At 69.9% G+C, this 21,138-nt stretch carries 17 protein-coding genes and 5 pseudogenes; 12 read left to right on the top strand and 10 right to left on the bottom strand.

Features of this window, described 5'->3' with window-relative positions; all coding sequences use genetic code 11:
- Positions 1 to 3: 3 nt before the first annotated feature.
- From LJB74_RS00105 to LJB74_RS00060, 9 genes and pseudogenes are all read left to right on the top strand, one after another.
- Positions 4 to 1,092 carry a bifunctional lytic transglycosylase/C40 family peptidase gene (locus LJB74_RS00105; RefSeq protein WP_259306622.1) on the top strand — a complete coding sequence of 363 codons (1,089 nt, stop codon included), beginning with the start codon at positions 4 to 6 and terminating at the stop codon, positions 1,090 to 1,092.
- A 333-nt stretch (positions 1,093 to 1,425) separates the two neighbouring features.
- Positions 1,426 to 2,210 (top strand): annotated as a pseudogene (locus LJB74_RS00100) (AAA family ATPase).
- A gap of 651 nt (positions 2,211 to 2,861) precedes the next feature.
- Positions 2,862 to 3,782, top strand: coding sequence for a S8 family peptidase (locus LJB74_RS00090; RefSeq protein ID WP_259306619.1), 921 nt, complete (start codon positions 2,862 to 2,864; stop codon positions 3,780 to 3,782).
- Between the two features lie 99 nt (positions 3,783 to 3,881).
- Entirely contained in the window at positions 3,882 to 4,703 is an 822-nt protein-coding gene (locus tag LJB74_RS00085; protein ID WP_259306629.1) for a S8 family serine peptidase, read from the top strand.
- 327 nt (positions 4,704 to 5,030) lie between these two features.
- Positions 5,031 to 5,489 carry a hypothetical protein gene (locus LJB74_RS00080; RefSeq protein ID WP_259306618.1) on the top strand — a complete coding sequence of 153 codons (459 nt, stop codon included), beginning with the start codon at positions 5,031 to 5,033 and terminating at the stop codon, positions 5,487 to 5,489.
- Positions 5,486 to 6,952, top strand: coding sequence for a type IV secretory system conjugative DNA transfer family protein (locus LJB74_RS00075; protein WP_259306617.1), 1,467 nt, complete (start codon positions 5,486 to 5,488; stop codon positions 6,950 to 6,952). Before LJB74_RS00080 ends, LJB74_RS00075 begins: the two co-directional genes overlap by 4 nt.
- A 123-nt stretch (positions 6,953 to 7,075) precedes the next feature.
- Positions 7,076 to 7,621, top strand: coding sequence for a hypothetical protein (locus LJB74_RS00070; protein WP_259306616.1), 546 nt, complete (start codon positions 7,076 to 7,078; stop codon positions 7,619 to 7,621).
- A 217-nt stretch (positions 7,622 to 7,838) separates the two neighbouring features.
- On the top strand, positions 7,839 to 9,116 hold the full coding sequence (locus tag LJB74_RS00065; RefSeq protein ID WP_259306615.1) for a hypothetical protein: 1,278 nt from the start codon (positions 7,839 to 7,841) through the stop codon (positions 9,114 to 9,116).
- Positions 9,117 to 9,394: 278 nt separating this feature from the next.
- Entirely contained in the window at positions 9,395 to 10,483 is a 1,089-nt protein-coding gene (locus LJB74_RS00060) for a DUF4041 domain-containing protein (protein WP_259306614.1), read from the top strand.
- Positions 10,484 to 10,904: 421 nt separating this feature from the next.
- On the opposite strand, the gene LJB74_RS00055 is transcribed toward LJB74_RS00060, so the two are convergent.
- The 6 genes and pseudogenes from LJB74_RS00055 to mobF form a co-directional block, all read right to left on the bottom strand.
- Complete coding sequence (locus LJB74_RS00055) at positions 10,905 to 11,630, bottom strand: toprim domain-containing protein (protein WP_259306613.1); 726 nt, start codon at positions 11,628 to 11,630, stop codon at positions 10,905 to 10,907.
- Positions 11,631 to 11,704: 74 nt separating this feature from the next.
- Positions 11,705 to 12,070: pseudogene (locus LJB74_RS20750) on the bottom strand (hypothetical protein); the annotation flags it as partial.
- A 512-nt stretch (positions 12,071 to 12,582) separates the two neighbouring features.
- Positions 12,583 to 13,794: a helicase C-terminal domain-containing protein gene (locus LJB74_RS00045; RefSeq protein ID WP_259306611.1), complete on the bottom strand. Its 1,212-nt coding sequence runs from the start codon at positions 13,792 to 13,794 to the stop codon at positions 12,583 to 12,585.
- A complete protein-coding gene (locus LJB74_RS00040; protein WP_259306610.1) occupies positions 13,710 to 14,903 on the bottom strand; it encodes an ATP-dependent RecD-like DNA helicase in 1,194 nt (397 codons plus the stop codon). The genes LJB74_RS00045 and LJB74_RS00040 overlap by 85 nt, the downstream gene beginning before the upstream one ends.
- A gap of 66 nt (positions 14,904 to 14,969) precedes the next feature.
- Positions 14,970 to 15,608: a relaxase domain-containing protein gene (locus LJB74_RS20745; RefSeq protein ID WP_396125097.1), complete on the bottom strand. Its 639-nt coding sequence runs from the start codon at positions 15,606 to 15,608 to the stop codon at positions 14,970 to 14,972.
- Positions 15,494 to 16,045, bottom strand: a pseudogene (mobF, locus tag LJB74_RS20740) (MobF family relaxase); the annotation flags it as partial. The gene LJB74_RS20745 and the pseudogene mobF, both read right to left, overlap by 115 nt.
- 735 nt (positions 16,046 to 16,780) lie before the next feature.
- Here mobF and LJB74_RS00030 point away from each other — a divergent pair.
- The 3 genes from LJB74_RS00030 to LJB74_RS00020 all read left to right on the top strand — a co-directional run bounded on the left by LJB74_RS00030 (position 16,781) and on the right by LJB74_RS00020 (position 18,602).
- Positions 16,781 to 17,095 (top strand): hypothetical protein, encoded by a 315-nt coding sequence (locus tag LJB74_RS00030; RefSeq protein ID WP_259306608.1) that lies wholly within the window; start codon positions 16,781 to 16,783, stop codon positions 17,093 to 17,095.
- Positions 17,096 to 17,404: 309 nt separating this feature from the next.
- Complete coding sequence (locus tag LJB74_RS00025; RefSeq protein WP_259306607.1) at positions 17,405 to 18,100, top strand: hypothetical protein; 696 nt, start codon at positions 17,405 to 17,407, stop codon at positions 18,098 to 18,100.
- 130 nt (positions 18,101 to 18,230) lie between these two features.
- Positions 18,231 to 18,602, top strand: coding sequence for a hypothetical protein (locus LJB74_RS00020; protein WP_259306606.1), 372 nt, complete (start codon positions 18,231 to 18,233; stop codon positions 18,600 to 18,602).
- A 106-nt stretch (positions 18,603 to 18,708) separates the two neighbouring features.
- Here the strand turns inward: LJB74_RS00020 and LJB74_RS00015 are convergent, their stop codons facing one another.
- From LJB74_RS00015 to LJB74_RS00005, 4 genes and pseudogenes are all read right to left on the bottom strand, one after another.
- A complete protein-coding gene (locus LJB74_RS00015) occupies positions 18,709 to 19,368 on the bottom strand; it encodes a hypothetical protein (RefSeq protein WP_259306605.1) in 660 nt (219 codons plus the stop codon).
- Between the two features lie 365 nt (positions 19,369 to 19,733).
- The gene (locus LJB74_RS00010; protein WP_259306604.1) at positions 19,734 to 19,874 is read right to left on the bottom strand and encodes a sigma factor-like helix-turn-helix DNA-binding protein; all 141 of its coding nucleotides are present in this window, start codon (positions 19,872 to 19,874) and stop codon (positions 19,734 to 19,736) included.
- A 187-nt stretch (positions 19,875 to 20,061) separates the two neighbouring features.
- Positions 20,062 to 20,124: pseudogene (locus tag LJB74_RS20735) on the bottom strand (SigE family RNA polymerase sigma factor); the annotation flags it as partial.
- 815 nt (positions 20,125 to 20,939) lie between these two features.
- A pseudogene (locus tag LJB74_RS00005) lies at positions 20,940 to 21,138 on the bottom strand (hypothetical protein); the annotation flags it as partial.

The raw sequence follows: 21,138 nt of genomic DNA, 5'->3' as shown, positions 1-21,138 counted from the left end.
GTCATGAAGGTCCTCGCAACCGGGATCGTGGTGGCCCTCGTCATGCCGGTCGCGCTGGTTCTGATGGGCGCGGCGGCGATCGTGTCCACCGTCTCCGGCGGGGCCGTCCAGGCGGCCTGCACGGTCTCCGACGCAGCCTCGGCCAAGGCGGTCGTCCTCACCGACGGTGATCCGGCCGGCGAGGGTGGGCTCGGCTTCGAGCTGCCGGCACCGGGCACACCTCGCCTGGCGTCGCTGCGCAACCCGGCCGCGACCATCCCCGACGCCGTCAAGGTGCTCTACCTCGCTGCCTCCGACCGGTACCACCTGCCCTGGACCCTGCTGGCGGGCGTCGGCATGGAGGAGACCGCCCACGGGCGCACCCGCGCGACGAGTTCAGCCGGCGCGCAGGGGCTCATGCAGTTCATGCCCGAAAGCTGGGCCCGGTACGGCGTCGACGGATCCGGCGACGGGCGCGCGAACATCGGCAACGACGCCGACTCGGTGATGAGCGCGGCGAACTACCTGACCGCGTCGGGGGTCACCGCCGGCGTCGACGGCGTGCGACGAGCGTTGTTCGCGTACAACCACGCCGACTGGTACGTGAACGACGTCCTGTACTACGCCGCCGCGTACGGGGGAGGGGTAGTCGCGGGCGACCCGTCCGACTGCGGCATCGGCGGCGTCGGCAACCCCGCCCTGCCCGAGCTGCCGAACCAGCAGATCGCGACCGTCCTGGCGTTCGCCACCGCCCAGCTCGGCGAGCCGTACGTCTACGGCGCCAACGGGCCCTCCGCATGGGACTGCTCGGCGTTCACCCGGGCCGCGTTCGCGCAGATCGGCATCACCCTGCCGCGCACTGCCGCTGCCCAGCAGAACTGGGTCGCGCAAGGCAACGGCTACCGGGTGCCGCTCGGCCAGGAGCGGCCCGGTGACCTGATCTTCACCGACAGCTACCTCGGCCCCAACCGCGTCGGCCACGTGATGATCGTCTTCGACCCCGCTGAGCAGCTCACCATCGAGGCCGGCGGATCACGCGTCGGCCACTACGACTACGGCCACTGGACCGACCATCACCTGTTCTCGATCTGGCGGGTCGGGGCTGCGACGTGATGCCTTTTAACAACGACTCCGATCTCGGTGAGCGTCCTCCGCGGCGGGAAGGTCTGCGTCGACCACGTCGGCCACAAGTTGTACTTGCCCGTCCAGGCCACGCGCCCAGGCACGCCCGCGGCGCGAGGCGGTTGCCGTGCACACCGGTCGGCCTCGTCCGGGTGGTGCGTCCATACGACAGAGCCCGACAGCGAGGCGACGGCCGGCCGCGATCCGCAACCGATATCCTGAACGTGACGCCGACCAACCCTGGTCACGGCGCCGAAAGCTGCGGAGGAGGTGACGGCGTGGCGACCAATGACCAGCTCAAAGCACTGGTGAAGAGCCACGCCGATGGTGACGACTCAGTTCTACGCGGTCGCGATGCAGGTGGCCGCCAAGGCTGCTCGCGCCGGGCAGTCGAGGTTTGCGCAGGAGCTGCGCGACCTCGTCGACGAACTACGCAAGCGAACAACGTCGCAGGCGCGGGTTGCTGCCGTGGTGCCCTTCGCGCGCCCACGCGGGGAGCTGGGCTCTCTGCTGACTGTCAGCTATCCCGAGGCACGCTTGGCGGACCTTGTGCTGTCCGCAGCGTTGACCGAGCGGCTGAGGCACGTCCTGCTCGAACAACGTCAACGGGACATGCTCGCCCGGCACGGGCTGCACCCGGCACGCAGGCTGCTGTTGATCGGCCCGCCCGGCACGGGGAAGACCTCGACGGCGCGAGTCATCGCAGGCGAGCTCGGGCTTCCGCTGTTCGCGATCCGGCTCGACACCATCATCACGAAGTACATGGGCGAGACAGCCGCGAAGCTGCGCCTGATATTCGACGCCCTCGTCGAGACCCGGGGGTGTACCTGTTCGACGAGGTCGACGCGCTCGCCGGCGACCGAGCTGCCCCCAACGACGTCGGCGAAATCCGCCGCGTGCTGAACTCGTTCCTGCAGTTCCTGGAAGAGGACACGTCCGAGAGCGTCATCGTGGCCGCCACCAACCACCCGCAGCTGCTGGACAACGCCCTGTATCGGCGATTCGACACGATCATGGATTTCGCGCTTCCCGATGACGAGAGCATCAGAGCGGTCATCGGCAACCGACTGGCGTCCTTCCATGCTGGCAACGTCAGCTGGCCCCGGTAGTCCCGGCGGCGCGCGGGCTTAGCCACGCGGAGATCGCCACGGCGACCGAGAACGCTGCCAAGCGCAAAGTCCTCAACGGGCGGACCCGCATCCCGACTGGAGATCTGGTCGCAGCACTGGCGCAACCGGCGACGCCACGGAGTCGTTCACCCGCGAGCTCGAGCAAGCGTTCACCGCCCCGCCCGATGAGCCTGAGACGGAAGGCAACTACGTCACATTCCAGTCGTTCCTGGGCCTTGAGCTGGCCCTGGAGAGCCTGGACCCGCAACGAGCGGGGGACCAACCCGAACTTGTAGCTGTGCGACAGGACGAGAGGGAAAGCGGCAGCGTTCAAGTCGCGACCGTGTACATCCCGGACGGCAAGAAGGAGTACTTCGCCAAGCGCCTGACCGCGTACGTCGAGACGGCCAGCACAGATGGAGCGCGCAACGCCACGCTCGTCGATGGAATCCAGTCGATCCGCCGAGCCACCACCCGAGAGCTCTGGACAGACCCGGAGGACCCTACCCCAGCGAGGCGTCGCAGACGTTCTGGTGGGAAGTGTGGCTCCGCAGACGCGACGGGCACTCGCGTGACCGATTCGCCGCTTTCACTGCGCGATTTCAGCTGCGAACAAGCGAGCACTACCTGGGCTTCGGGGACAGGACCGTCGTGCTCCTGCACGCGACCGCCGACCAACTGGCCTCGGCGTTCGAAGCGCTCGACGACATTGTCCGAGTTGAGGGACCGCACGACGTCGCCAACCTGCTGGCTGAGCTCCCTGCCATGGAGCAGGCCGACTGGGTCGAAGATCTACGCAACCGCTTGCGGGCAGCCGACGCTAACGCACCAGTGGTATGCCTGCTGGACACCGGAATCCAGGCCGGACACCCTCTGCTCGTCGACTCGATCAACGAGAGCGATCTGCATGTGGCCGACCCGCGCTGGCGGGTGCAGCCCCTCCACCCCCACGGCACCGAGATGGCCGGGCTGGCGCTGTACGGCGACCTGCACGGCGCGATCGTCAGCACCCAACCAGTCAGACTGCGCCACGGCCTCGAGTCGGTGAAGTTCCTGCCCGACCACGGGGACAACGACCGCGACCTGTACGGCGCGATGATCGCGCGATCGGTGGACCTGCCCGAGATTCAGTCCGCCGATCGCACTCGAGTGTTCATGCTGGCAGTCACCGCGCCGCGCCCGGTCTCATCGACGGCCGAAGCGGATCCGGCCGAACACACCGACGCAGGACGACCGACGTCGTGGTCGGCAACCATCGACGCACTGTCGTTCGGCCGTGCGATCGACGACACCGACCCGAAGTTCACCTACCTGGATCGCGACGAGCCGCGCAGACCGCGCCTGTTTGTGGTCTCCGCCGGCAACATCCGCGATCTCGCTGCGACTGACGATCACCTTGATCGAAGCGATGTCGAACCGGTCGAGGACCCTGCGCAGGCGTGGAACGCGCTGACCGTCGGCGCCTACTCCGAGCAGGACGACATGTCCGGTGCACCAGCCGACTTCGCCGGCTACGCGCCAATCGCGCAGCGCGGCGAGCTCGCCGGTCAGCCGTACCTCGGTCGTCTTTGATCGCAAGAAGTGGCCCTTCAAGCCTGAGGTGGTCGCCGACGGGGGCAACGTCGCCGCTTCACCGGACAAGACCGGCGTGGACACCCTCCTAACCTCGCGCTGCTCACGACGCGGCTCCAGCGCCCCGGGGAGGGGTTCTTCACCACCACCCGGGACACGTCGGCCGCCACAGCGCAGGTCGCCGCTATCGCAGCGGACATCCAGGCGGCCTACCCGACACTCCGCCCTGAGACCGTCCGGGCCTTGATCGTCCACTCGGCCGAGTGGACACCGGCTATGAGCGTCCGCCTGGATGCTGCAACCACGATGGGTCGCCGGGTGAGCCTCCTACGCCGTTACGGCATGGGTGTACCCAACGCTGGCCGGGCGCTGCGCAGCGCAGCCGACGCACTGACGCTCATCGCCGAGGCGCGTATTCACCCGTACGAACGAGACGGCGCTAGCAACGCCGGCAAGGTCCGCGAGATGAACCTGCATGACCTGCCGTGGCCGGTGCAGGAACTTGAGAATCTTGGCGAGACCCAGGTACGGCTGCGCATCACGCTGTCCTACTTCGTGGAGCCCAACCCTCAAGCCGCGGCTGGACCGGGCGGTATATCTACCCTTCGCACGGGCTTCGATTCGCGACCCGGCGTCCTGAGGAGAGCGTCGAGTCATTCCGTGAGCGCATCAACACGCGCGCACGGCAAGACGGCCAGCGTCCGCCGGGCCTCGACACCGAACAGGGCTGGACATTCGGGAGCAACCAGCAGCAGGCACCAGGCTCCTGCACACGGACATCTGGCGAGGAACAGCGGCCGCGCTGGCGAGCAAGGGAGCCATCGCCGTCTATCCGGTCGCCGGCTGGTGGAAGAACCGGGGAACGTACGATCAGAGCCTGGGGGTCGACTACTCGCTCGTCGTGAGCATCGAGTCGCCTGAGGTCGAGGTCGACCTGTGGACGCCAGTTGCACAGGTGGTCGGCACCGTCGTTGAGATCACATCCTGACCTCGCCGCAGGACATCGGCAGGCTCGACGCGGCGCGACGGAGCCGTGTTCGGCGAGCCACCGACGTTGCGGGCGGGCAGCGGCTGCTGACCCGTCGGGTTCGCGTGCCTCCTCGCGGGCGGTTCTACGGCGGCCGCGACTATGAACCGGTCCTGCGTATCCAGAACTGGAGCGACTGAGCGAAGAGTAGGAGGCGCCCGCTCCGACGCCCCGTGAGCACCGACCGAGCCTGTGCAGCCTTTGGGAGGCAGAGGTGGCACATGCAGCGATCACGTCGCACGACGCCGTACCCGTTCACCTGGGAGATCCCGGTGGCGACCTTGCTGACTGTGCTTCTGGCTCTTGTCTTGGGCCTGCAAGCCGGACGGTCGCTCGCGAACCTCGTGGCCGGCAATGGATGGGTGTTCGTCGACCGCCTGGCGCTGTTCACCACCCTCGCCCCGCTCCTGGGCGGGCAGGCCGGTGCCGGTCTGCCCGCCGTAGGTCACCCCGCGACGTCCGGGCTGCTGTGGGCATGCGTCGCCGTCGTCGAACTCCTCGTCGTCCTGGTGATCGGCTGGGCGGTGAAGCTCGGGCTCGACCGCTGGGGACCGGCCCGCCTGCGTGGCATGGCCACCGCGGCGGAGGCCGAGGCGCTGCTTGGCCGGACCCGGCTGCGTCGGCACGCCCGGGTGATCCGTCCGGACCTGTACGGCGCTCCGCGAGGCGGCCGCCGATGACGCACCGTCACCGACGACTGCACCCCACCGACGTCGGCTGGAGGCTCGGCAGGGCGAGCGAGCCTCGCGGGGGCGAGCTGTGGGTGCCGTGGGACCGCACCGCGGGCGTGATCGGCCCGCAGGGCTCGGGCAAGACCCTGGACCTGCTCGTGCCCGCGCTCCTCGACGCGCCCGGAGCCGCGATGGCGACCCTCACCAAGGTGGACGACCTGCTGCTGTCGTTCGGCCCGCGGTCCACCGGCGGCCGCCCGTGCGTCGTGCTCGACCCGTTCGGCCTCGTGCCTGGCCTACCGGAGGTGGTGTGGGACCCGATCCGCGGCTGCGTCGACCCGCTCGTTGCCGAGCGCCGCGCGAAGGCGTTCACCGCAGGCACGGTCAAGGGCGCCGTCGCCGGCGGTCATGGCGACACCGCCGCGCGGTTCTACGCCGCCGAGGCCGCCAAGGTGCTTCAGGGCTTCTTCCACGCGGCCGCACTGACCGGCGGCAGCCTGGAGGACGTGCTGCGGTGGGTCGCCCGGCCGCTGGCCGCCACCCAGCCAAGCGAGATCCTGCGCGAACACCCGCACGCTGCGTCGTTCTGGGGCGGGCTGCTGCACGGCGCCCTGCACGGCGACGACCGCACCGCCGGTAACACCGTGACCACCATCCAGCAGGCCATGTCCCTGTTCTTCCAAGACGACATCCGACGCCGATGCGTGCCCCGCCCGGGTTACCCAGCCACAGCGATCGCGGACGTCATCGCGGCGCACGGCACCATCTACCTGCTCGGCCGTGAGGATCCCTACGCCTCCGCCTCGCCGCTCATGACTGCCTTCGCCGAGCACGTCCTCGATACCGCACTGGAGATCGCCAACGCCAGCTCATGGGGACGGCTGTGCCCGCCGTTCCACGCCGTGCTGGACGAGCTGCCCTCGACCGCGCCGCTGCCGACCCTGCGCACCCGCATGGCCAACGAGCGCGCTCTGGGCATTAGCTTCATCTGGGCCGCCCAGGCATGGCCCCAGCTGACAGCGATCTTCGGTGAGCAGGAGACCCGCACCCTGCTCGGGCTGACCAACACCCTGATCGTGTTCGGCGGATCGAAGGACGTCGCGTTCAACAAGGAGGTCTCGGACCTGCTCGGTCAGGTACGCGTAGCGCGCACCTCCCGGCAGAGCGGGCAGATGGCTGGTCGACAGATGTCTGGCGAGGACATCGCGATCCTCACCCCGGCCGAGGTGCGCCAGCTGACCGAGCGGCACGCACTGGTCCTCGCGGAGAACGGTGCGCCGATCATTGCCAAGTTGCATAGATGCATCGACGGCAAGGCGGGCCAGCGACTGCTGGCCGGCAAGGACGCTCTGCGAGTGGAGGTAGCCGCCTGCCACCGGGACCAGCTCAGCCCTGAGGCTCGTGCCGTCGCGGCACTCGCCGAGGCGCGACGCCGCGGCCTCGTCGATGATCGCGAGGACACTCGACCGTGAGCGACGAGGCTCCCACTCCTGCACCGAGCCAGGCGGCCCGGGCGATGATGAGTGCCTTCCCGCGAGCGGGCCGTCGGGTGGAGCACGCCTACGCCGAGCCTCGACCTGGCCGGGGGCGGCGGGATGCTCGAGCAGCAGAACGCTCTGGGGGACCCGCGCCTGCTGGCCCGCCCCTGGGATCCGGCGACATGCGTCGACCCTCAACTGCGGGCCGAGATCTGGCGCTGGCTCGAGCAGGTCGTCACCTGGCTCAACCATGAGTATGTGTGGGACGCCGACGCGATGATTCCGTCGTGCTGGCCCAGCCACCCCCACTTGGTGCACGAGCTCGCTGTCCTCGCCGACCTGCGCCGCCGAGCTGGCCTCGGGTTGACCGCCGACGGCCTTGAGGAGTGGCACAGGTACGCGCTGCCTGCCTTCGCCGACCGGATGCGCCAGCGGATGAGCCAGCATTGCCAAGAAGCCGGCCATCAGGCCTGGCCCGCGAAGAGTCGGCATGCGAGGCACACGGCTGAAGCGGCCGTGCAAGAACGAGCAGCCGTGCAGCACGCCGATCTCGGCACTCTGACCGCGCCCGCCGCAATGTCACCCACGCCGGTGTGGCACGGACGGTCGACACAGCCGCAACTCCAGATCATCGATGGCCCGGGGCCTGATCTCGAGACTTGAAAGTTCGCCGACGGATGGGGCTCCTCGCAGAATGGCGTCCTCGTCTGGACGCATGCCACCCAAGCGACAATCGACCCAGCGGGCTAAATCCACGCGATCTGCTCCGTTGAGGAACGGGATTGGCTCGGATTCGCCGGCGCCGTCGGCGTCGAGGGATACGGTGTTCGGGGGCAGGCGTCCACGCTTGCTGGGGTGTCAGACGTGTCGAGGGGGATCTGTGGCCAAGCGCGGCTTCTTCGCGGAGATGAACTATCAGGCGCAGCAGGCTGAGAAGCGGAGTAGGGCGCAGCAGGTAGCTAACGACCGGGCGCGTGCAAGCGCGGAGCGTGAGTTGGATCGCTCTCGAAAGGCCGCGGAGCGAGCGCGGTTGGCGGTCAGTCGTGCCTCGCTCGCGGATCAGAAGACTGCTGAGCGCGAGGCCGCGCGCCTCTACACCGAGTACAAGCTCGCCAAGGTTGCGTCACTGAATTCGGATCTGGCGAGGGTCTACGGAGAGATCGACGGCTTGCTGGCCTGGACTCTCGAGGTTGACGACCACATCGACCTGGAGAGTCTCAGGTCCACGGCGGAACATCCGCCGTTCGACGCCGGTGTTCTTGCCAACCCAACGCCGGCCATGCCGGAACTGGTTTACCCGACGGAGCCCGCCTACGTGGAACCGTCGGGTCCGAGCGCTCTAGGGGCAGCCTTCGGTGGCAAGAAGCGGCATCAGGAAGCAGTCGAGCGTGCGCGGTCCGGCTACGAGGCCGCACGTCTGAAGTGGCATGAGGAGGCGACGGCCCTGCACGCGGCCTACGTCGCGGCACAAGCGCGGCGTGAGGGCGTCGAACGGCGGCGGATCACGAGCCTCGCAGCCGCGGAATCAGCTTATGCGGAGGCTTGTCGACAGCGTGAAGCCGAAGTCGAGGCCCGCAATCAGGAGCTGGACACGTTCGTCAACGAGCTGGCATTCGACGTGGAGTCCGCGATCCAGCAGTACGTGGGGATTGTGCTGTCGAACTCGGTGTACCCGGAGGCGTTCCCTGTCCGCCACGACTATCAGTTCACGCTCGACACGCGCGAGCTCACGCTGACGGTGACTGTGCCGGAGCCGCCAACGCTCCCTGCAGTGAAGGAGTACAAGTATGTGAAGGCCAAGGACCTCATCGCGGCGACTCCCTTGCCGGTCAAGGCTCAGAAGGACCGCTACGCGGGCGCCGTGTGGCAGGTCGCGGTGCGCACGCTGCATGAGGTCTTCGAAGCCGACCGTGCGGGCAAGGTCCACTCCATTGCGCTGACCGTGGGTGTCGACCGGATCGCGCCCGCCACAGGAAGGCCGGAGAGCGTCCCTCTGGTGATCGTGTCGGCAGACCGAGAGTCCTTCAGCAACTTCGACCTGGAGAAGGTCGTGCCGCAGGCAACCCTGGCGCATCTGGGGGCCGCGGTGTCGAAGTCGCCTTTCGACGTCACACCAGCAGACACCAGCAGAGGTGTGCGAGCGCGGAGCGCCGAGTGAGGTACAACCCGCCTCCGGGTTGGCCGACCCCGCCGCCCGGTTGGGCGCCGCCGCCGGGATGGAAGCCCGACCCGTCCTGGCCAGACCTGCCCGTCGGTTGGCAGCTTTGGATACCGGCTGCAGGGCTCGACGACGAGCCTGGAACATCAGCCGGGGAGTCGCGCGTCGTCCCTTCGACAGCGATCGAAGCGAGTCTCGTCTCCGGGACCGCCCAGGACCCGCTGACTCAGCCGGACGCGGCTACGCTTCTGAGTCGCATCGCTGAGCTCGAGGTGGCCTTGACCGCTGCGCGGGCCAGCCGCGGGGAGGCCATCGAGTTGAGTGATCAGCGGGTGCTGCAGGACGTGGGCATCTACCGCTACCACCATCCGCTTGAGGACGCGGCCGCGTATAAGGACAGACTCCGGGACCTCGAAACTCAGATCGACTCGATCGTGAGGGTTGGCCAGCCTGTCTTGGCAGCGGACCGGTTCACCTTCGACGGATCCCTGGCCAAAGGCCGCAAGATGGTCGGCGACCTCTCCAAGTTGATGCTTCGCGCATACAACGCCGAGGCCGACAACTGCGTTCGATCACTGCGATCCGGGAACATCAGCACTGCGAAGAAGCGGCTCGAGGCCGCCGTTGCGGCGATCGAGAAGCTGGGCACGATCATGGAGATGCGGGTGAACCCGGCCTTCCACGCCCTGCGCCTGGCCGAACTGGAACTGACGGCGGACTTCCAGATGAAGGTGCAGGAGGAACGGGAACTCGCACGCGAGGAGCGCGAACAGTTGCGCGAGCAGCGCCGAGCGGAGCAGGAACTTGCGGCCGAGAGGGAACGCCTCGAGAAGGAGAAGTCCCACTACGTCATTGTCATGGCGTCGCTGCGTGCGAGCGGCGACGACGCGGCGGCGGACGAGTTGGCTGGCCGCCTCGCCCAGATCGACGAGGCAATCGAGGCGAACGACTACCGGATCGCCAACATCCGCGCCGGCTACGTCTACGTGATCTCCAACGTCGGCGCCTTCGGCCCAAACGTGGTGAAGATCGGCATGACGCGGCGCCTCGAGCCGCGAGATCGGATCCGGGAACTGGGCGACGCGTCCGTGCCGTTCCGTTTCGACGTACATGCGCTGTTCTTCTCCGAAGACGCCATCACGCTCGAGGGCGAACTGCATAGGGCGTTCGAAGACCGGCGGGTGAACTTCGTAAACGAACGTCGGGAGTTCTTCTTCGCGACACCCGACGAGGTTCGAGACCTCCTAGCCGCGAAGGTCGGGGGCCTGCTTGAGTTCACGGATGCCCCCGAAGCGCTGGAGTACTTCCAAAGTCGCAGTCGATGGCCCGCGGCGACACTCGGTTCGGGGCCCGTCGTCGTCGGCTAGCGCTGCTCACAGTGGTCTTCACCAGCGGCCGCCTACTGGCGCGCTCAACTCGACCATCCGCGGAACGTGGCTAGTGACGTGAGCGATGTTTCGACGGCCGCTCGAGCGCCGGACCGAGTCCGACGACGTGCCACCATCCGCAGTATCTACACCTCTCTGCCTTCGCCCCCTTGCGAACCCGAGAGGCGATCACGCTAGCTTCGACCTCGGTAGCGACAGCCGGGCGGGCCGTGGGGCATCTCACGCCTCTCATGCTGCGCACGCTATACAGCAGCACCGACACCACTCCTGAGCCGATCCGCTCTGGGAGGGGCTGGACGAACAAGCGACGGAGACGGCGTCAGCCGGCGGCGCGGATCCCGTGTTAACCCGCTGCTCGCAGGCGAGTCGTCAGCCTTGCGAGCGATGATGTCGATACGGCTCATCGCCGTGGTGTGCGTGTACGGGGTGTCTGGCGAGCGCGCAGCGCATGCCGATCAGCGGACGGCACCGGCTCCGCGTCGGGAGCGGCGATCGCTGCGGTGGACATGGCGCGGTCGCGTACCAACGACAGGCCGCCGATCTGTGCGCCGGCGGCGGTCCGAGGGTCGTGGGTCCATCGCTTGGCCGCCCGAGCCAGTTCGCGGCGAACCACGTGGTCCGGTACGCCAGTCGCCGTGGCGATGCGGACCGCGCCGAGATCCCAGCCTTCGGGTGAGCTGGCGGCGAGGACGATCACCGCTGCGCGCAGACCCGCGGTGCCATGGAGCGTGTGGAGGCGCTCCTGCACGAGCGCGTCGGCCAAAGGGAACGCCCGACTCAGTGCCACGTGGAGGTCGCCCGGGCCGGAGGTGGCTAGCAGGTCGGCGGGGTCGCTGCCGGCGCGCAGCACCACGGCGGCGGGGTTGATGCCGTGTGCGGTGAGGAGCCAATAGTCGCGTTGGGCGGCGATCTGGCCTGCGAGGTCGGCGTCGGTGGCGATGAGCGGTGTGACACCGACGCGGTGGGTGGCGGCAGCAAGTTCGGCGGCCTGTTCCTCGGTGAGCGATGTCCCGAGGGGGGCGACTCCGACGTAGGTGCCCTGGCCGGCGAGGGAGATGGCAAGGGCGTCCATGGGGCCTTCAGCGAGGACCGGCGCAGCTCCCTGGGCAAGGAGATCGCGGCGCACGGCGAAGAGCTGCGCACCTTGTGGAACAGCGGGGTGTCGGGGGTGTTGAGGTACTTCGGTCCGCCGGTCTGGTCGGTCGCGTCGGGGTGACGGCGGCCGACGAAGCCGAGGGGTTCGAGCTGGCCGTCGGCGGCGACGCGGGTGATCGGGAAGATCAGGCGATCGCGGAAGCGGTCGATGAGGCGACCGGTCCGCGCGACGCTGGCCAGGCCGGACTCGGTGAGCTCCAGGTCGGTGACGCCCTGGCGGCGCAGGTGATCGACGAGCCGGGTCCAACCGGCCGGGGCGTACCCGGGGAGCACGTACGGGTCGCCGGTCAGGTCGGTACGGAGCCGTTCGGCCAGGTAGGGCTGGGCCCAGGAACCGGGGAACTGGCGCACGTAGTAGTCGGTGGCCAGTCGGTTGAGCTCGAGGATGCGGGCAGGGCTGACCGGTGCCATGGCGGCGTCGAACTCACGGGACGCCTGGGCGTCAATCATCCGGTCGGTAGGCGGCAGTGTGGTGGCGTGGGCTCGCACAGCCGCCGCGAGGGTGAGGTAGGCCTCGACGATTGCAGGGTCGTCGAAGGGGTCCCTCGAGGCGGACTCGTCCGGTTCGGGCGCGAACGGGTCGTCGTAGGTCTGGTCAACCGCGGGCAGCAGGTGCCGCCACTCGTCGTCGGTGGGGGCGACGAGCGCGTGTTGCGGTTCGTCCTGCCCGAACGGGTCGACGTCGTCGCCACCGAGCGCGGGGGGTGGGCGCGTACCGGTCGGGATCGTCGATGACGGGGTCTATGAGGATGGAGATCCGCCAGACGAGCGCCTGGCACGGGTCGACGTCGTCGTCGGCGATCCGACCAACGAGCAGGTCCTCGACGGTGCTGCCGCGGGCGATCGCGTGGTCGACGGCGGTGACCAGGGCAGGCCACCACGGGCTCGCCTGCAACGTGTCGGCCGTGTCCTGGCCGACGAGGTCAGCGAGCCGGGGGTCCACGACGCGGCCAGGTGGTGGTCGGACTCGGCTCGCGCGGCCACCGCGGGAGACAGGCGACCGGTGATGCGCCACCACAGGGCACCTGCGGCGTGGTCGTCGGGAAGGGGGCCGTCGGCGAGGGCACGGCGGACGACCTGCGGGGCGTCGAGACTGGCGCGGGACAGGGCTGAGAGTCGCTCGGCGAGGACCGGTATGAACGGGTCCCGTGTGGTGTCGGTGATTGCGCGGTCGAGCAGGGGCTGCCACTGGCGAGGGCCGGGGTGTGGTGGGTGGCCAGGCGGGAGTCCAGTGCCTGCTGGTACCGGGCGGCGGCCTTGCCGAGTTGGGGAGCGCCGGTGGGGCGCCGGTCGCTGTCAGGCACCCCGGTGGCCGCGCGCCACACGGCGACGTCGACGAGGAGCTCGTCGTCGGGGCGACGCTGCCCGGTGCGGGCCCACTGCGGCGTCGACTGGTCCGATCGCGCCTGCTCGGTGACCTGTTGGGTGAGGTCGCGCACCTGTGCGGCGCGGGCTGCGAGGTACGGGCCCCACTGTGGGTCCTCGCACAAGGAGGCGGGGGATGCCGGGCAGCCAGGGCAGGGGTCCGGTGCCGGCGTTGCGCAGGCCGGTGTCGTCCAGCCGCCAGTCGAGCACGGCAGCGACGTCGTCCGCGGTGTCCAGCTCGCGTGCACCGGCCGTGGCGCGGAGGCGAAGGACGGGGTCGCCTCCTGGGCCGCGAGCAGGAGCAGGTGCGCGCGCAGAGTCGGCCACGCGGCGGCCTTGGTCAGCTCGGGCACGACGAGGTCCGCGGCGCTGTCCAGGCGAGCGACCTGCTCGGCGCCGAGCAGCTGTTCGGCGCCGACGTGCAGGGAGTCGACGTACCGGGCCGCCGCTTGGCCCAGCAGGGTGGCGGGGTCCTCGGCGACCCGGCGTGTGGTGTGGGCCGACTGCGCTGAATCGTCGCGGGCGAGGATGCGTTCGAGGAGGTCGGTCGCGGTGAGTGGGTGGACGTACTCGGGGCGGATGACGTTGTGCTCGTCGCCGTCGCCGACGACCTCGAGGTACAGGTGGTTGGCCGTCTTGCCGCGCGTCACCGCGGTGTAGGCGAGCTGCCGGGACTCCTGCCCGGTCAGGAGCGTGTGGCTGGTGTCCGCCGTGACGCCCTGGGCGGTGTGGATCGTCGTGGCGTAGCCGAGGTCGACCGAGGTGCGCACGTAGTCCGGGGGAGGTCGACGCTACATCGGCTGGTGGTGTGCCGGACGGTCAGCGCCCCGGTCGGGTGCACGGCGGTGACGTGCCACCGGTCACCGTTCTTGACCCAGTCAGTGCCGGTCACGCGCAGCTTCCGGTCGTTGGCCCGGGTCAGGACAGTGTCGCCGGCCGAGGCGGTCGACCCGTCGGCGAGGGGCACGGCGCGCTCCGGGGTCTGACCGTCGAGGCGGTGGGTGCGGGCGCGGTCGTTGAGCTCACCGACGAGTTCGCGGGTCGGGGCGAGCATGACGGCGTCGCGGCCGTTCTCGCGGTCGGTGCGCCAGGCGTCGAAGACGTCGTCGGTGAGGGTGGTGAGGTCCCCGACGTGAACCCGGCGCTGGTCGAGGTAGAAGCCGAGGGACTCGGGCAGTCCGTCGCGCAGGGCCAAGGAGGCGGCGCCCTCGGAGGGGTCGGCGAATCGCATCAGCTCGGTGAGGTGCAGGGCGCCGTAGGTGGCGCGCACGTCGCGCAGGACGCCGCCCGCGCCGATCGCGGACAGCTGCTGGTCGTCGCCGACGAGCCGCACCGACGCGCCGCGTGCGGTGACGAACTCGATCAGGCGGTCCAGGGAGAGGGTGTCGGCCATGCCGGCTTCGTCGACGACGACCAGGCTCGCCCGGCCGATGCGCCGCGCCCAGCCGGGCAGGTGCTCCGGATCGTGGTCCAGGTGCCACAGGAGCTTGGCCATGGTGTCGGTGCGGGCGGCGATGGCCTCACCCAGAACCGTCGCGGCAGTGGCGGACGGCGCGAGCCCGACGACGTCCCCGCCGCCAGCCGTCCACGCGGCGGCCAGGGCGCGCATCGCGGTCGTCTTGCCCGCTCCGGCGGGGGCGATCGCGAGTTGGACCCGTGCACCGGAAGTGGCCATCTCGGTGACAAGGGCTGCCTGCCCGGCGTTGAGCGGCAGGCCGTCGGCGGCGGACTGGGCGAGCGCCCGTTCGACCGCGGCGGATGTGACGCGGGTGCCGTCCCGCTCGCCGGCGTGGGCGACGATCCGTGCTTCGGCAGCGAGCAGGGCGGGGGGAGGTGTAGAGGGTCGACCCGGCGACCGTGTAGACGCTCGCGCCGTCACTGCGGCGCAGCGCGGCGGGGGTGTCGATGTCCTGCTCGGTGCGGGTGAGCGGCACCGATCGGCGGGTCAGGACCTCGTCGACCAAGAAGCCGATGACGCGGTCGACGTCGCGGGTGGGAACGTCGACGCCGCGGACACGGCGTTGGGCTTCGGCCTGACGTGCCAGCGCTGCCAGTAGGAGCGGTGTTCCTGGAGCGTCTCCTGGATGGTGGCGGCGGTCTCGCGGACCCACGCGGCATCGACGCGATGGGTGGGCGTCACGGGCGGGTGCAGTGCTTGGTGCAGCATCGCCTGCGCGTCGCTCTCGCTGCCGAGGACCTGCAGTGCTTGGTCCGCCCAGGTGGCGCGCTGCTCGGCGAGACTGCGTGGTCCGTGCTTGCCCTGCCGGGTCTCGAGGGTCGCCTGCTGTGCCAGCTGCACGGACTCCACGGGGGAGGGCGGGCGTCCGTGGGTGGCCTGGAACGAGCTGGCCAGTTCGGCTCGTCGCTCTTCGATGCTGGCTCGTCGGTCCGACCACCGGGCAGCCAACGCCGGGTCGACGCCGACGATCTCGCGGGACCGGACGCTTGCGCGGGTCGTCGCCCTCGCGGGACCTCGAACCGCACACCGAGGGTGTCGGTCAGGTGCCGCTCGAGCGCAGTGTTGTAGGTCTCGGACGCGGCGACGGTCGCGGCGAACATGAGCCGCCCGTCGATGGCCAGCCACCGACCGCCCTCGCGGGTCTGGACCTTGTTGGCGACGGCGACGTGGCTGTGCAGGTCGGGGTCGCCGGCGCGGCTGTCGCGGTGCGTGAACGCGGCAGCGACGAGGCCGCGGGTCTCGACCTGTCGGACGCCGTCGGTGCCCTCGCGGGTGAACAGGGCTGTGCTCTCGAGGAACGTCAGCGCGTCCCTGACCGCCGCCTGGTGTGCCCGTTCGATCGCGGCCGCGGTCGGTCGGTCGGCGATCGCCCACAGCGTGCTGACGCTCTTGACCGGGGAGAACGTGAGGTCGTAGCCCGCGACAGCGTTGGTGCGTGGGCGGGAGTGCTTGGCGATCGTTGCCGCGAGCTCGCGGGCGTCGGCGGGCTCGCGGCCGTGCTCCTCACGGAACATCTGGGCCGCGACTTGGGTGCGAATGCGCGCCCTGTCGTCCAGCGGCACCGGGTCGGCGGAGCGTACTCCGCGGGTGGCGTTGAGGGCGGCGACCTCCTTGCCACGCGGATCCGGAACGCGGAGGTGTCGTTGGCGTAGACCCGGAATGGGTTGCCCAGCCACGTGGCGGTCTCCTGCTCGCGCTCGCTCAGCCCGGCCCCGGCGGCTGCGGCGCGCAGCTGCTCGGCCAGCGGGTGCTTGCCGGCGCCGAACAGATTGCGCATCTGCTCGGCGGTGACCTCGTCGCCCTCGTGGAGCCCGTCGATGCCGGCCACCCCGGACCCGATCCAGGGCCGGGGGCCTCGCCTTTGGCCGAGTAGTAGGACGCGAGGCTGGTGTGGCCCTTCTCGGTCGCGTCCTGGGCTGCGACCTGGCGGGTCAGGTAGTCGTACCCGCTCCCGGCCGTCAGCTTGTGGATCGACATGGTCACATCCGCCGAAGGCGTCCGGGGTGGCCTCGGCGATCGAGAGATGGCCGGTCAACTCTGGGTTGACTGACCGCCTTCCTCCCGGGAATGCAAGAGGTGTGTGGGGCAGCGCTTTGGTGGCTTCGGGTCGTGTCGGGGCGGTGCGGTCGCTGGTCGTCGGTCGTCGTCACGTAGAGGGGACGTCGTCGGCGGTGCGTGGGCTGGTGCTGGTGAGCGCGTGCGGGCTCGTGTCGGCCTTCGGAGGTGAGGTCACACGAGTAGGGGAGTCCCGATGGCGGATCAGACGGCGAGGCAGCGGGCGCGGCGGACGGCGCTGGATGCGCAAGCGCGGATGCGGGCGCGGAGGGTGGAGCAGGAGGCGGCGGCGCGACGCGCTCGGGGTGGTGGTCGTCTCGGCGCTGGCCGAGCGGGACGCGGTGGTCACGGCATGCGAGGCGCGCGCCGGGGCGGCGCTGGTGCAGATGACCGAGCAGGAGCGACTGACCCTGGCGGAGGCGGTCGAGTGGTGCGGCGGCGCGGACCTGTTCACCGTGCGCGAGGCGGCGCGACTGCGGCAGGCGGCGCAGCCGGCGGCCGTCGCCGGGCCGGTCCGGGTGGCTCGGGCCCCGCGGGTAGTCGCCTCAGCCAATTGAGCTTGCCGCGCCGACCGACGGTCCCTGCTGTTCTCGCGTGGAATGGGGCCGCCGGCAACTGCGCAATCTGTCCGGCAATGCCTAGGAGGCGCGCGATCGGTGCGGGCTCCAGCCGCCCCGTCAGCGCCTGATCGATTGGTGCGTTCGTCAGCGAATCACAGTCCCGTGACAACCGGACGGAACCAACCCAGGAGGCGCGCTGGTGGGACATCGCATGCGTTTGACTGCCGGCTTGAGGCTGTCGCTGTGACCGCTTGCGTCGCTACTGGCTGGTCAATCGTTGATCGGCGCGGCGGGACATCGATCGGCGTGTCGCATCACGTCGAGCTGGTCACCACGTCGGCGTGGCGTATCACCACCGACTTCTCCGACACGGTCGGCCCGACCGCTGACCAGCGCTGGCTGAGCAGCGGCACCATCCCGGGTGTCGGCACCCCGTGGGCCGACATGGTGCGCTACGCCCTCCTCGACCTGCACCAGCTGAGCGAACCCGTCGGTTTGCTCGCCGCAGGTGCGGGCGAGAACTGGGGGTTCTCGTGGCCGCGCGACAACGCGTTCGCGGCGGCGGCCCTCGCGAAGACCGGACATGCTCACGAGGCGGAGCAGATCCTGGGCTTCCTCGCGAGCGTGCAGGGCGACGACGGTGGGTTCCAGGCCCGGTACCTCCTCGGCCGTGACGACCCACCCGATCGACGTTCCCAACAGGCTGACGGCGCGGGCTGGGCGCTGTGGGCACTCGACCAGGTCGCCGCGTCGAGCAGCGACCCTCGCGCGACCGCCGCCCAGTTCCAAGGTCTCCTGGAGTCTGCGACTGGATTCGCGCTCGACCAAGTCAGCGACGGATCCCGCCTACCGCCGGCAAGCTCGGACTACTGGGAGCAGCGAGAAGCCAACCTGACGCTCGGCACCGCGGCGCCGCTGCTGGCAGGTTTACGGGCGAGCGCGCGGCTCTACGCAGTTTTGGACGACCCCCGTTGCCGCGGCGCGGTCCAATCAAGCAGCTGACGGACTCGAGCGCCTCATCGCACAAGGCTTCCAGCCCAACGGGTACCAGCGCTATGAGACCTCCGGTGGGACCGACGCGGCCATCTGCTTCCTCATGCCACCCTTCACAGACCGGCCCTCGGCTGGTGTGGTGACCGCATGGCGGCGCTACCAGGTCGACGCGATGCGGCCGGCCGGTGGACTCGCGCCCGGCGCGGGCTGGAAGCAGGACGGCCTCTCCTGGACCCCGGAGACGGCCCTTGTCGCCCTGGCCGCGGCATCCGACAACGACCCACTCGTGGCCGGCCACTGGCTCGACTGGCTCAGTGCGCACCGGACCAGCTGGGGCAGCCTCCCGGAGAAGGTCAACTCCGACGGCACTCCCGGCGCCCCCGCACCCCTGGCCTGGACGGCCGCCAGCGTCATCCTCGCCGTCGCCGCACTCGACGCACACGGCGCCCTCGACCACGTCCAAACGCTGAATCGCGTCGACGCTGCTGACGGCATTCATTCGAGCATCTGAATGTAGGACGGGCTCCGGCATGGGCCTCATCTCCCTCGCGGACGCGCATGAACCTTGAGGTGAGCGAGGACATCCCCTCGCCCCGCAGGCCTCCGCGAGCTCGACATCAATGGACACAACCAGGCCGCTCACGGAAGAGAAGTGTCCAGGGGTGCCCCAGGGCCGTTGTCACCGGATCGCGGACAGCAGCTCTGCTTTTGAGGTCGAGGCCGTCGGGCCGCGCGCCGTCGCATGCCGGCGTCTGGCGCGCGTCGGCGCAGGTGCCGTCCGCATCGATGAACGTCCCGTCGTCGGACACGTAGAAGATCCCGCGCGCCCGCTGCCCGACCGGCACCTGGGCGTCGGCGACGGCGAGGTAGACGCGAGCCCCCGAGCCACCGGGGTCCGCGAACGTCGGCACCTCCACGGCGTGCACCTTTGTGCCCGACGGGTCAGTCAGGTCGCCGGAGGTGAAGAACACGACGTGGGCGCCGGGCAGCCAAGCGGGGACGACGCCGGCCATGACCCGGTTGGCGACGGGCAGCCCACCAGCGTCGAGGCCGGGATCGCCCACGTCGTACAGCGTCACGGCGGACGGGTCCACGACCCGTCCGGACGCTGGGGCCGTCGGCGCGGGTGACTCGCGGACACCGGCCCACGCGACCACGAACGAGGCGGCGGGCGCGTCCGCGGGGCCGACGACGATCCGGAGAGCGTGATCGACCTGCACACCCGTCCCAGCGGTCGTCTCGCTCAGATCGGCGGCGGTCCCGGCGGCGAGGGTCACGGGGGTCGGTGCCCTGCGGTGTGCGCACGGCAAGGCCCGTGCTCCATGCTGGGCCGTCGCCCGTGACCGCACCGACCGCCGTGACACCAGGGGCCAGAGTCTCCACGCTCTCCGCTGACACTGCGGGCGCCTCCGTGGGCCCGCGGGTGCGACCGTGGGCGACGACATCAGGGCGCCCGGCAGCGCCAGGGCAGCGACGGCCACGGCGACTCCGGCCGCAATGCCCCCCGCAGTCAGTCCCAGGGTGCGGCGACGCCGCGCTCGGCGGCTGCCGGCCAAGACCGCGACGGGCTCGAGGCCCGAGTGCAGTCCGTCGAGATCGAGACCGGCTCGCAGCCTGCCGGCGAACTGTTCCGTGTCCGTGCTCATGACCCCATCCCCTCCGACGTGCCGACCGTTGCGCGCAGCCGGGCGAGTGCCCGGGACGCCGTTGATTTGACGGTGCCGACCGGGATGCCCAGCTCGGCGGCGACCTCGTCCTCGCTCAGCTCCAGCAGGTGGCGCATCACCACGATGCGCCGCTGCTTGACGGGGAGGGCGAGGAGCGCGCGGACGACGGCGTCGCGGCTGTCGACCCGTCCGCTCCGCGCGGGCGTCGTCGGCCAGGTCGAGCGCGGTGCCGGTGAGCACCTCCCGACGGGTTCTACGCCAGGTATCGATGCGCAGGTTCGCCAGGATCCGGCGCGACCACACGAGCGGATCGCCGTTGCGAGCAGACCGCCACGACCGCCACGTCCGCTCGAACGTCTGCTGCACGAGGTCTCCGGCCCGGTGCGGGTCCCCGCACAGCAGGTAGGGCCATCCGATACAGCGGATCCTTCGCCGATCGCACGAAGTCCACGAACCCTCGTCGTGGTCACTGCAATCGGGCTCGAGTGACTGACCTTCGACGTCGTCCGCCTCGGGCGGCAGCCACCGCCGCCCGTTGCTGGATCTGGCCCAAGCACGCTCATACTCCTCACACGTACCGGTACGACCGGACGTTCCATCTGGCGTCGATCTGCCTCTCGCTGGTGCCCTTCTCCGCTTATGAGCCTCGATTCGAACCTGTTGCCAGCCGAAGCCTGGGTGTCGGCGCCGCGAGTTCAGCGGGGGCTTGAGGGGTAGGGCGTCCTGAGGATCATGACGTCGTATTGCATTGAGGTGTGCGTCCTCAAGCACGTACTCGTGGACGAACCGGCAGATGAGCTGGAGTCGCCATTGGCGGCGGCTGGATGATTACGTCGGGCCACCTGTCGAGACGTGCCGGTCTCGCCCAGATGCCGTCCGGTTTGCTCGAGCGCGACGTACTCGGGGAACACACGCGCGATGGTGGTGCCGAACAGTGTCAGGCTTGAGCTCGTGGACGACGTCGGGGTCGACGAAAATCGACGAAAGGGTGTCGTCAGCGGCCACTGAGACGTGAGTGATCCGGGATCGCGTTCAGCGCCGAGGTCTTGGCGGCACAGGCCGGGCACGGGCGCATGCACCGGACGCGACGTGACCCAGCGGAAGCCAGCAGGACGCGACCAGTGCCGCCGCCACGAGTGACCGGTATGCGGCGGATCGATCGACTTGAGGCTCCACCGCCGTCAGGCGCGGATGCGGCGCACGGCGTCGATGGTCGCGAACGCCATGATGACGGTCACGGTCGCGTTGTAGTGCAATCCTGGACCCCAGTACGTCTCGTTGGCCGAGGTGAGCCGGGAGGCAAGCGAGGGCAGGGCGATCAGGGCGAGTGGTGAGCGTGCGGCGATCCCGAGGCTCAGGCGAGCAGGACCAGGACGAGCA

It is taken from the genome of Cellulomonas sp. P24 (assembly GCF_024704385.1).
Lineage (GTDB): Bacteria > Actinomycetota > Actinomycetes > Actinomycetales > Cellulomonadaceae > JAJDFX01.
The sequence above is the reverse complement of the archived record's forward strand: the minus strand, read 5'-3'. Positions and strand labels throughout refer to the sequence as shown.

Coding starts and splice junctions, on each gene's coding strand:
- LJB74_RS00080 (WP_259306618.1), top strand. CDS start 5,031: ATGCAGCGATCACGTCGCACGACGCCGTACCCGTTCACCTGGGAGATC.
- LJB74_RS00070 (WP_259306616.1), top strand. CDS start 7,076: ATGCTCGAGCAGCAGAACGCTCTGGGGGACCCGCGCCTGCTGGCCCGC.
- LJB74_RS00105 (WP_259306622.1), top strand. CDS start 4: ATGAAGGTCCTCGCAACCGGGATCGTGGTGGCCCTCGTCATGCCGGTC.
- LJB74_RS00075 (WP_259306617.1), top strand. CDS start 5,486: ATGACGCACCGTCACCGACGACTGCACCCCACCGACGTCGGCTGGAGG.
- LJB74_RS00030 (WP_259306608.1), top strand. CDS start 16,781: ATGCGCAAGCGCGGATGCGGGCGCGGAGGGTGGAGCAGGAGGCGGCGG.
- LJB74_RS00010 (WP_259306604.1), bottom strand. CDS start 19,874: ATGCGCCACCTGCTGGAGCTGAGCGAGGACGAGGTCGCCGCCGAGCTG.